Annotated in this window: 13 protein-coding genes and 3 tRNA genes; 10 read left to right on the top strand and 6 right to left on the bottom strand. The window is 40.1% G+C overall.

All coding sequences use genetic code 11. The features are described from left to right. Positions 1-266 precede the first annotated feature (266 nt). From V7K41_RS22305 to nadA, 3 genes are all read right to left on the bottom strand, one after another. A tRNA-Thr gene (locus V7K41_RS22305) sits at positions 267-338 on the bottom strand. A gap of 87 nt (positions 339-425) precedes the next feature. Continuing rightward, positions 426-511 (bottom strand) — tRNA-Tyr (locus V7K41_RS22300). A gap of 123 nt (positions 512-634) precedes the next feature. After that, positions 635-1609 (bottom strand): quinolinate synthase NadA, encoded by a 975-nt coding sequence (gene nadA, locus V7K41_RS22295; protein WP_334851708.1) that lies wholly within the window; start codon positions 1607-1609, stop codon positions 635-637. A gap of 149 nt (positions 1610-1758) precedes the next feature. On the opposite strand from nadA, the gene V7K41_RS22290 reads away from it, so the two are divergent. The 8 genes from V7K41_RS22290 (at position 1759) to V7K41_RS22255 (ending at position 5332) form a co-directional block, all read left to right on the top strand. After that, complete coding sequence (locus V7K41_RS22290; RefSeq protein WP_334851706.1) at positions 1759-2679, top strand: TIGR04168 family protein; 921 nt, start codon at positions 1759-1761, stop codon at positions 2677-2679. Positions 2680-2810: 131 nt separating this feature from the next. Beyond that, positions 2811-2895, top strand: a tRNA-Ser gene (locus V7K41_RS22285). 89 nt (positions 2896-2984) lie between these two features. Then, complete coding sequence (locus V7K41_RS22280) at positions 2985-3173, top strand: hypothetical protein (protein ID WP_196523651.1); 189 nt, start codon at positions 2985-2987, stop codon at positions 3171-3173. Continuing rightward, entirely contained in the window at positions 3170-3466 is a 297-nt protein-coding gene (locus tag V7K41_RS22275) for a type II toxin-antitoxin system RelE/ParE family toxin (protein WP_334851703.1), read from the top strand. The genes V7K41_RS22280 and V7K41_RS22275 overlap by 4 nt, the downstream gene beginning before the upstream one ends. A 286-nt stretch (positions 3467-3752) precedes the next feature. Further along, positions 3753-3929 (top strand): hypothetical protein, encoded by a 177-nt coding sequence (locus V7K41_RS22270; protein WP_334851701.1) that lies wholly within the window; start codon positions 3753-3755, stop codon positions 3927-3929. A gap of 213 nt (positions 3930-4142) precedes the next feature. Continuing rightward, positions 4143-4409, top strand: coding sequence for a FitA-like ribbon-helix-helix domain-containing protein (locus V7K41_RS22265; protein WP_334851699.1), 267 nt, complete (start codon positions 4143-4145; stop codon positions 4407-4409). After that, complete coding sequence (locus V7K41_RS22260; RefSeq protein ID WP_334851697.1) at positions 4406-4864, top strand: type II toxin-antitoxin system VapC family toxin; 459 nt, start codon at positions 4406-4408, stop codon at positions 4862-4864. The genes V7K41_RS22265 and V7K41_RS22260 overlap by 4 nt, the downstream gene beginning before the upstream one ends. 21 nt (positions 4865-4885) lie before the next feature. Continuing rightward, a complete protein-coding gene (locus V7K41_RS22255) occupies positions 4886-5332 on the top strand; it encodes an acyl-CoA thioesterase (RefSeq protein WP_334851696.1) in 447 nt (148 codons plus the stop codon). Here the strand turns inward: V7K41_RS22255 and V7K41_RS22250 are convergent. From V7K41_RS22250 to menA, 3 genes are read right to left on the bottom strand one after another with little or no spacing between them, the layout of a single operon-like run. Next, entirely contained in the window at positions 5325-6719 is a 1395-nt protein-coding gene (locus V7K41_RS22250) for a 2-succinylbenzoate--CoA ligase (protein ID WP_334851709.1), read from the bottom strand. The two genes, V7K41_RS22255 and V7K41_RS22250, sit on opposite strands and share 8 nt — an antisense overlap. Next, positions 6704-7693: an o-succinylbenzoate synthase gene (locus V7K41_RS22245; protein WP_334851694.1), complete on the bottom strand. Its 990-nt coding sequence runs from the start codon at positions 7691-7693 to the stop codon at positions 6704-6706. Before V7K41_RS22245 ends, V7K41_RS22250 begins: the two co-directional genes overlap by 16 nt. A 13-nt stretch (positions 7694-7706) precedes the next feature. Further along, complete coding sequence (gene menA, locus V7K41_RS22240) at positions 7707-8603, bottom strand: 2-carboxy-1,4-naphthoquinone phytyltransferase (RefSeq protein ID WP_334851692.1); 897 nt, start codon at positions 8601-8603, stop codon at positions 7707-7709. Between the two features lie 310 nt (positions 8604-8913). On the opposite strand from menA, the gene V7K41_RS22235 reads away from it, so the two are divergent. Beyond that, positions 8914-10326: an isochorismate synthase gene (locus V7K41_RS22235; protein WP_334851690.1), complete on the top strand. Its 1413-nt coding sequence runs from the start codon at positions 8914-8916 to the stop codon at positions 10324-10326. A 132-nt stretch (positions 10327-10458) separates the two neighbouring features. Beyond that, positions 10459-10812, top strand: a complete 354-nt coding sequence (locus V7K41_RS22230) for a XisH family protein (RefSeq protein WP_334851688.1) — start codon at positions 10459-10461, stop codon at positions 10810-10812. The last annotated feature ends 73 nt before the right edge of the window (positions 10813-10885 follow it).

Here is a 10885-nt window from a genome sequence, read left to right as displayed (position 1 = left end):
AATCTGTTAATTTAACTCGCAATGGAGCAGACATCTCGTAGAACCTGTTTTTTAGACCTTCTCTATCTTATATTTAATTATAACCACCTACTTATAGCAATCCAATTATATTGGTATATAAAACCATTATTTCTTTTAGCGGTCCTATTATTTACCAACTTACTAAATAGATGGATTTGAAGTAAGGAACTAACTTTATTCAACGTCTAAGTCTCCTTAAAAGGCTAAAACTCTTAGCCTTTTGTATTTTAACTACTTCAAAAAAAAGCCCGTGACGAGGATTGAACTCGTGACCTCACCCTTACCAAGGGTGTGCTCTACCACTGAGCCACACGGGCGAAATATAACTTTGATTTTTTGGTTGTAAGTTACAATGCTGGGAGCTTTGCTCTTTACCCAGTCATTATAACTTATAACTTCGCAAGTGGTGGGCCGGGCTGGATTTGAACCAGCGTAGGCGCTAGCCAACGGATTTACAGTCCGTCTCCATTAACCACTCGGACACCGACCCAATTTGTCTCACGATTTAAAATATTAGCACTATCTTTTATAAATTGCAAGTGGTTAGAAAAATAACTTGTAGGTAGAGATCGCAACAAAACTGCGTCTCTACCATCTGGATAAAAAATACTAGTTACACGCTCATCTCCAACATTCGTTGCATTGGTCGCAGTGCTGCAAGGCGAATATCCTCTGACATTGTAATTTCAGGAGTGCGATTTTTCATTGCCCAGTAGAGCTTTTCTAGGGTGTTTAACCGCATAAACGGACATTCGTTACAAGCACAGTTATTTATCGGCGGTGCAGGAATAAAATGCTTGTCAGGAGCTAGTTTTTGCATTTGGTGGATGATTCCAGGCTCTGTAGCAACGATAAATTCCTTGGTGGGGCTGTTTTGACAATACTTGAGTAAAGCAGCTGTGGAGCCAATAAAACTGGCGTGGCGCAATACACTACTTTCACATTCTGGGTGTGCGATCGCCTCTGCTTCTGGGTAGGCAATTTTTAACTGGACAATTTTCTTTTCTGAGAAGGTTTCATGGACAACACAGCTACCTTGCCATAGCACCAAATCTCGTCCAGTTTGTTCCATGACATACCGCCCCAAATTCCGATCTGGGGCAAAAATAATCGGCTGTTCCTTCGGTATCTGCTGCACAATTTTCACAGCGTTGGAACTAGTACAAATAATATCGCTCATCGCCTTGATATCAGCAGAGCAGTTGATGTAAGATACCACTAGATGATCTGGATGCGCTGCTTTAAAAGCTGCAAACTCCTCTGGTAAACAACTGTCAGCTAAAGAACAACCAGCATCCAAATCTGGTAAAAGTACTAATTTATCGGGATTAAGTATCTTTGCTGTTTCTGCCATGAAGTGAACACCAGCAAAGACGATCGCATCCGCATTGGTTTTTTCGGCGGCTCTTGCCAGTTGTAATGAATCCCCAATAAAGTCGGCAATATCCTGAATATCCGGCTCTTGATAATAATGTGCCAGGATAACTGCGTTAAGTTCTTTTTTCAGACTTTCAATGGCGGCAAACAAATCTAGTGGTAGTTTACCCAGTTGGGTTTTTTCTCGTTGAGCTAGTGCAGTGGTAAACACAGTTTAGGGGTGCTTTAAATTGCAAATTTATGTCCTGTAAAATTAATTATAGTAGTTTTTACCAAAAATAGTGGGCGGTTGATATTTTGGGGTTGTGTCCAAATCGGTCTGAGTTTCATATCCTGGAGATAGACGGCAAGGAAAGTGGCATGACCAGTCAGAAAACTCAATCGATAAACCTCAAAATTGCTGTAATTGGAGATGTTCACGACCAATGGGAAGTGGAAGATGGTATTGCACTCAAGCATTTGGGTGTTGACTTAGCGCTGTTTGTGGGGGATTTTGGCAATGAATCGGTGGAAGTGGTCAGAGCGATCGCCTCCCTCGATATTCCCAAAGCAGCGGTGATGGGCAACCACGATGCCTGGTACACTGCCACCGAATGGGGACGTAAGAAGGCTCCTTATGACCGCTCTAAGGAAGACTGGGTACAAGAACAGCTCGATTTATTAGGCCCGTCCCATATCGGTTACAGTAAGCTGGATTTTCCCGCTTGGAATTTAACTGTAGTGGGGGGTCGTCCCTTTACCTGGGGTGGTCCAGAGTGGAAATTCGCGGAAATCTGTAAAGAACGTTACGGTGTGACGAGTTTGGAAGAATCTGCCGATCGCATCTTTAAAGCAGTCAAAAGCGCTGCTTACGAGACGATTATATTTTTGGGTCACAATGGGCCTAGTGGGTTAGGCGATCGCCCCGAAGACCCCTGTGGCAAAGACTGGCACCCAATTGGCGGCGATTTTGGCGATCCAGATTTGGGCGAAGCGATTTCTCAAGCCTTGACTGCTGGTAAAACCATTCCTCTAGTGACATTTGGTCACATGCACCGAGATTTACGCCATACCAAGAAGGTGCAGCGGAAGCCCATCTTTAGAAGTCCAGAGGGGACAATTTATTTAAATGCGGCTAGTGTCCCCAGGATTGTGGAAAATGATGGCGAGAAGTTGCGTAATTTTTCCATTGTCACCTTAGAGGCAGGTATGGTTTCGCAAGTTTCCCTAGTTTGGGTGAGCAATGACTTCCAGGTAGCTAAGGAGGAAATTTTGTATGAGCGATCGCGTAGTGTGTCGTAGACATTCGCATCCAGTAGTGCAATCTGCGTAGATGATACGATATAGTATTATCTGTCAGCTTTAGTGCTAACCAACAAAAGCGCCTGAATAGCGTCTGAAAGTAGGGTATGCACAAGTTTGACAGATTTACTGGAGAGGTGGCAGAGTGGTCGATTGCGTCCGACTTGAAATCGGATGAGGCTAAAACCTCCGGGAGTTCGAATCTCCCCCTCTCCGTTGAATGAATTTTGTTATCAAGAGCCATACCTGTTTTGCATCTACAATATATCCAAATTGATGCACAAACAGTATTTGGTTAATTACTGATGAAAAATCTCAACATTAAAGAAGAAGCCCGCAAATTGATTGACAAATTGCCAGAAAATTCCACATGGGATGATTTGATGTACCAAATTTATGTTCGGCAAACTGTTGAAGCTGGACTAGCGGATAGCAAAGCTAGTAATGTTATTTCTGTACAAGAAGTGCGGAAAAAATTTGGACTACCAGAGTGAACGTTTACTGGACAACAACAGCAGTAGAAAATCTCTCAGCAATTTATAGTTATATTGCTCAAACTTCTCCACAGTATGCGACTAGGATAGTTGACCGTATCACTAGGCGTTCTGAACAAATTGCTAATTTCCCTTTGTCAGGTCGAATTGTATCAGAGTTTGAAACCGAGCAAATTCGAGAAGTTATTGAAGGCTCATATAGAATTATTTATTATATTAAACCAGAACAAATTGATGTACTGGCTGTTATACATGGTTTGCAGCAAATTACATTGAGTTATGCAAATGAATAATGTTAGGTTTTAATTTATTCAGTCCAACCCATAGGCTGACTGTCTCCCTTCTATTAATTTACTCTTTATACAAAGTTGATCAAAAAAGTTGTTTCTGTGATAAGACGTATGGCAACTTGAATGAAAAACCCCGATTCAACACCACTTTGATTCTTCAATAAGTCTTTACATAAATCACAAAATCTTTAAGTTGTTTGAAGTAATTACACTGAGGAAATAATAATTTAAGCAGATAATAATATTTACAAATAGCATAAACACACTAAACCTTTGTAAGGAGTTAAAAATGGCAAAAAGTTGCAAAGAATACGCTGCTGATTTTGCAGTAAATGCCGGAGCTAGTATTGTTGCTGGTGTTATAGTTGGTGTCGCAGTTTCTGCAATCACATCGAATCCGGCTTTTGGTATCTTAGCCGATAAGTTTACTACTGGAGCTGTTGGTGGTGGCAGCATCATTTCCTAGACAATTTCGAGTGATTCAGCCTTAACTTAAAGTTTTACCATTGCAGTATAGCAATCTTACTTTAATTTAAATTTATCTGCTTTGCGATCAGACTTTCACTTTAGTGCCACGTGGAAGTCTGATCGTTTTATATTTAGATAGAAAATGCGATCGCTCCTCTCTTATGCTTGCATCGTGCTAGCATAAGGAGAAATCCTGCTTGGAGGTAAAGCGATGGCAACCCTTTATGTAAGAAATCTACCTGATGATTTGTATGCAAAACTGCAAGAGTTAGCGGCATCTGAACACCGTTCCATTAACGCCCAAGTTATAACTCTGTTAGAGCAAGCTTTGAAGACTGAAGCGGAGCAAGCAGAAGACGAAAAGCGAAAAAATGTCCCAAAACTTCTAGAGGAAATTCGTCTTCGCCGTGAACAACTACCAACTGATATCGAATGGCCTGATAGCACTGCCATGATTAGAGAAGATCGGGACAGATGAGAATTCCTCTTAGATGTGTCGTGGATGCGAGTGTGTCGGTTAAGCAATTTATTCCCGATCCGCTAACAGCCAAAGTTAATCAACTATTTGCTCACCTTACCTATCCCCAGGCAGAAATCTTTGTACCTGACCTGTTTTACATTGAGTGTGCAAACGTTTTGTGGAAGTATGCTCGTGCAGGTCGTTACAATGTTTCTTTGATTCAAGGGAATTTAGCTAGTCTCAAAGCTTTCCCCTTGCGTGTTGTCTCAACAGCTGACTTGATGGCGGATGCAGTTGCGATCGCCTTAAATTATGGAATTTCCGCCTACGATGGCTCTTATGTTGCACTTTCACAGCAGGTAGGTGCTACTTTGCTGACTCTTGACGGTAAGCTGGTGAAGGCAATAGCCACTTCGTCTTACAATGTTTCCTCGTTTAATGACTTCGAGGTTCCGCCGTTAGAGTCAACATAATTTGTAATTCAATTGTCAAAAATGCCTTTTACTTATAACCGCACGGTTCGTTTTCAAGATACTGATGCTGCTGGGGTAGTTTATTTTGCTAACGTTTTGAGTATTTGCCATGAAGTTTATGAAGAATCTTTAGAAGCATCAAGTATTAATCTCAAAGATTTTTTCACTAATCCGTCTGTGGGGTTTCCCATTGTTCATGCTAGTGTTGATTTTTTACGCCCTATATTTGTCGGGGACAAGTTGTTTATTAGCTTAATTCCCCAAAAAATAGGTGTTGATAAGTTTGAAATTACTTATGAAATTACAATGGGTGAGATGGTAGTTGCTAAGGCTATTACTAGGCACGTTTGTATTGATGTGAGTAGTAGAAGTAAGCAGGAATTAGCTGATGAGATTATCCAGTGGTTGGAAACGAACCGCAGAGACGCTGAGGGCGCAGAGAGAAGAAAGTCCAGAGAGATTATGTGATGGGATTTTGGAGAAATTCTGTGGCTATTTGCTGTAGCTGTTGGCGGTTAATTTTACCTTGGGAGTTACGGGGTAAGTTTTGCTGGGGAATCCAATATTTAGGGATTTTAAATTTGCTGAGTTTGTCTTTTAGTAAGGTTTGGATTTTTAAGGCAGAGGTATCTGATTTTTTGGGAATGTAAATCGCTGTTAATGCTTGTCCCCACTGTTTATCTGGGATGCCGATGATACAAATATCGGCAACCATTTGAGTTGCTTGTATAACTGATTCAATCTCTGTTGGGTAAATATTTTCTCCACCTGTAATAATTTTATCGCTGTTACGTCCGACAATATTTAAATTACCTTGTTCGTCTAAAAAACCTAAATCATCTACTTGGAAATTATCTTGATTTTCTCTGGTTATCGGATAATAACCAAGAGCTAGAGATTGAGCATAGATAGTGATGTTTCCTATTTGATTGGAATTTAAAATCTCGCCTTGCTGATTGCGAATAGTTACTTTTGCATGGGGAAGAATTTGACCACTGCTCATTTTACCGCTCAGAAAATCATCTGGTTTGAGGGTAGCAATTTGAGAGGCGGTTTCTGTCATACCATAGGTTGGTGCTAACCGGATATGATGAAATCTGGCTTTTTCTAGTAGTTCGCTCCATGCTGGCGCACCTCCCAAAAGTACAGTATTAAATTGGGATAGCGATTCAGTTAATTCTGGATTTTCCAAGAGGCGTTGTAACTGTGTTGGTACTAAAGATATGAAAAATTCTGATTTTTTAATATTCAATATTTGACCTGTTTCTACTGCTTTGAATGGTTGAATAGCCAGTTTACCTCCGGTGGTGAAAGAGCGCATAAATTGCATTAAACCGCTAACGTGATGTAGTGGTAATACACAAAAGGAATTGACTTGCTTTAGTTGAAAGTATTTTGTAAATCCTTGTACAGATGCTGCAAGAGTTTCCCAAGTGTGGATGGCAAACTTAATCTGTCCCGATGAACCACCTGTAGGAATCATAATCGTTGGGCATTGGGCATTGGGAATTGGGCTTTGGTAATTATTCCCATTCCCTATTCCCCATTCCCTATTCCCTATTCCCAAAATAATGTCTGGCTGTACTAAATCAAAGACTTGTTGCCATTCTTGTGTTCCCCAGTCGGGGTTACAAAGAAAAACTGGACAATTAGCTGCACAAGCGGCAATAAAACTGGCTAAGAATCGCACTGGTTCGCGTTCAGCTAAGATGATTTTTGGTGGTGTTCCGCACGCTGATAACTGTGTTAGTTCTAGATACAATTCTTGAGCTATTTGATGAAATTGATGGCTGTTGTAACCGATAAGCCAATCATGCTGAAGTAAGTTATTAAGATAGTCTAAAGGTTGTTCCATAGACTTTGAAGCCATGTATCTTCTTGTTCAAAAAAATGGTCGATGCCAAAGCCAACTGCCCTGTTGTTTTGAGATAATTCGGCTGCTAGTTGAAGTGCTGCAAGTCTAGCGATCGCAGTTTCAAATACTGATGAAAATACAGCATCAATTTTATGCTGTTGGCAAAACTTTCTCAGACGAGATGGCGATCCGACTATCCCAGGCTTGATCGCAAAAATCCCTCGCCAACCTTGTTGATGACAAGCAGCAAGTTGCCCAAGTGTGGCGACAGATTCATCTAAGGCGATCGCAGTTTCATAACTCATACTCAATTCCAACATCTGCTGAAATTGCTCAACGGGTAGCGGTTGTTCGATAAATTCAATTTCTAGGAGTAGTTTTCCATTTGCCTTGAGATTGTCGCAAGTCCACAGCCATAAGTTTGCTTCTTCATAGCTGAGTCCACCGTTGGCGTCTAATCGCAGTTTCGTAGAGGCTGGTAAGGTGTGTATCAGTGACTCAAAAATTTTTAGTTCATCAGCGATCGCATCCACACCAATTTTCCACTTAAACGTGCGATATCCCATTTGCCATAGGGTTTCCCATTGATTCAAAGCCGCTTTCCCCGCTGGTAATAAGCCACTGAAAGATTGGGCATGGGGCATTGGGTATGGGGCATTGGGCATTGAAAAGAATTCACTTCCCCACTCCCAGGCTGACTCAAAACCAAATTGACAAGCTGGTAACTCATCTGGGATGGAGAAAATTATCTCGTCTGTGATTTCTTGTGGGAGTTGGCGACAAAAATCTAAGGCTTGTTCTAGGGTTTCGGAACCGAACCAGCTAATGGGGGCAATTTCTCCCCAGCCGACTTTACCTGATTCATCGTTAAGGCGGAGAATAATACCTTCACGAATATCCCATTTACCATGATTGGTAGTCAGCGATCGCAAAAATCTTCGCTGATAAGGACGAAATTTAAATTGATAACGCATCAATTAGTAATTGCTAAAGCATAAATCCCAGTCCGAACAGCAAGCAAGCCCAGAAATGCACAGCTACGGCGATGAATTTACAGTTACTAACTCTGTCGGGGTGGTTGTGATTTTCTTGAACGTGGCGGCATAATTTGACAGCAAAGGGTAAACTTACCCAACTTAATAACGTCCAAGCTGGAGAAATTCCCAATAGCACAAATAGTAAGGTGAGCGGATAAATGCTACCAGTAAACCAAATTAGGAGTTGAGCGCCTTTTTGGGTTCCGAGACGAACGATAGGCGATCGCTTGCCTGCGGCTATGTCATCCTTAACTTGGTGAAAGTGCGAGCAAAACAAAATTAAGGTTGTGGCAATCCCGACAATCACTGAGGCTGCTAAACTTGTCATTGACCAAGTTTGGGTTTGGCTATAATATGCTGCCTCCACTGCTAAGGGTCCAAAGGCAAAAAAACAAATAATCTCGCCTAAACCCTGATATCCTAAGCGAAAGGGAGGCCCTTGGTACGTATAGCCTAAACCGCAGCACAGCAGTATTATACCGATAACAGTTAGGTCTTGTTGCCAAAAGGCGATCGCTAGTATGCCCAGCAACCCCAAACCTAAACACAAATTTCCTATCCAAAATATTAATGGCTTATTGCCTGTTAAGTTCACCAGAGAATGGTGCTTATTTTGATCGATACCTGTTTCAGAATCAAACACATCATTACTGATATTTTCCCAGGCAAGAATTAAGATTGCCGCAGCGACAAAAGTAGAAAATACTACACCATTGAAAATTTTAGTTTCGGCAAATGCTACTGCTGTTCCTACCCAAATGGGCATAATGGCAACGCTATACATTGGTGGTTTAATCGCTGCCATCCATAACTTAGTGTTGGGATATAAAATTTGCTTGGTAGTCATCAGTTGTGATTAATTAAATTACCGGAATATTACTCACACTTGAGATTTTATGATTTCAAGAGACGCTAGATATGGGTGATATACAAACAACTATCACTTCTACTATGGCTTGTTCACTTTGTATTGTTAACACTCAACCTCACGTTGCAGTCTCAGGATGAAACTGTCTTATCATAGTCTGAGAACACCACAAATAAGGCAAACCCTACGCTGGTGAAATGGCAACTTAATATGTTACCTGTAAAAATACGACCACGATTAATTACACTTTAGGAAGTTAACTTAAAAAAAATTTACTATCGTTAAATCCATGACAGTTTTACCATGTCGTAGCAACTTCTTTGTACACAAAGATTTATATCAATTTTTGGTAGCAGTGCAAGAAAAGTGCGTCAAAAATGATTGCAAACAAATTGTCAGTATCTCCCAAGAAATTGATTTAGTTGACCCTTTACTTGTATTGGATAAACTTACACAAGCAAATGAAATAAATTTTTACTTTGAGGACAGAGCTAAAGGGGAAGCGATCGCAGCAATTGATGCTGTAGCAAAATTACAGATTGATGGCTCAGACCGTTTTAGTCAAGCAGAATATTTTATCAAATCTTGTCTAAAAAATATAATTAATTTTGGTAACGCAAACCAACCTTTTTCTGGGCCTCACTTTTTTTGTTATTTCAGCTTTTTTGATAAAAACGCCCAAGTAGATTATCCATTTCCATCTGCTACCATTTTTCTTCCATGTTGGCAAGTAGCCGTAAAAAATCAGCGTTGCATATTAGTAACAAATATAATTATCAATCCAAATGTAAATATTGAAAAATTGTTGGAAAATATCCAAAATAAAATTGAATTTATCCAATCTTTAGAATATTACTCTGCTAATATTGATTACTTCCGAGGAAACTTCTATAAAAAATCTGTAACGAATGCTACCAAATTTAAACGTTCAGTAGTATCTGCTTTAGAAAAAATTCGGTCTAGCCATTTAAGCAAAATTGTATTAGCAGATATATTAGATGTAATGTCAAGCAACCACTTTAGCTTAGTTAAATCATTAAATAATCTTAGACAAAATCATCCTAATTGTTATATTTTTTCTACAAGTAATGGCAAAGGACAAAATTTTATTGGTGCAAGTCCAGAAAGATTAATTAGTATTAATAATCAACAGTTAATCACTGATGCATTAGCTGGTTCTGCACCACGAGGTAAAACCCCTGCTGAAGATGCAGCTAATGCCAATCGTTTACTAAATAGTGAAAAAGAAAAGCATGAACATTTCCTAGTGCTTGATTTCATTACACAACGTTTATCCCAGTTAGGTTTATCACCGCAAATATTAGCACCACGGCTGCGACAATTATCGAATATCCAGCATTTATGGACACCAATCAGTGCTATGGTTCCCGCTGACATACACCCATTAAAGATTGTCGGACAATTGCATCCTACACCAGCCGTTGCAGGTGCAGCCCAAGATGTAGCTTGTGCCGAAATTCGTCGTTACGAAAGCTTTGAGAGGGGTTTATATGCTGCACCTTTAGGTTGGATAGATTCTCAGGGGAACTGTGAGTTTATTGTGGGAATTCGTTCAGCATTAATTAATGGCGATCGCGCGAGATTGTATGCTGGTGCTGGTATCGTCGCTGGCTCCGATCCTGACAAGGAGTTTGCAGAGGTGCAGCTGAAACTTCAGGCGTTACTGAAAGCGTTAGTTTAAAGTTAATTACTAATCTTGTAAGTAGGTCGGCGTGAATATTTATAGTTGGGATGAGGTAGGAGGCAGGAGGGAAGAGGGTTTGAGCCTATTTAATTTTTATTAACATAGTTTTTTTTCCATACCGTTCTACTTATGCCAGCTAAAGATATTTACCACAATTCTATTAGAAACGCCCTTGAAAAAGAGAGTTGGCATATTACCAACGATCCATTTATCTTAAGATGGGGTGCAAGAGATTTATATATTGATTTAGGTGCCCAAAAGCTAATAGCAGCAGAGAAAAGCGGACATAAAATAGCAGTAGAAGTTAAAAGCTTTATCGGTGCTTCTCCAGTAACCGATTTAGAAAAGGCTCTGGGACAATATATTTTATACTACGATATTCTCAGTCGCTTAGAACCAGACCGCCGCTTGTATCTTGCTATTCGTCAACAAACATACTCAGAATTGTTCCAAGAACCAATTGGTAAGCTGTTGTGCTTTTAATTTGCACAAACAGCATTTCCCTTATTTTTTATTTTTCTTCCCCATTTAATAATAAGCTCTCCATCATTTAAGA

Source organism: Nostoc sp. (assembly GCF_036917415.1).
GTDB lineage: Bacteria > Cyanobacteriota > Cyanobacteriia > Cyanobacteriales > Nostocaceae > Nostoc.
The sequence above is the reverse complement of the archived record's forward strand: the minus strand, read 5'-3'. Positions and strand labels throughout refer to the sequence as shown.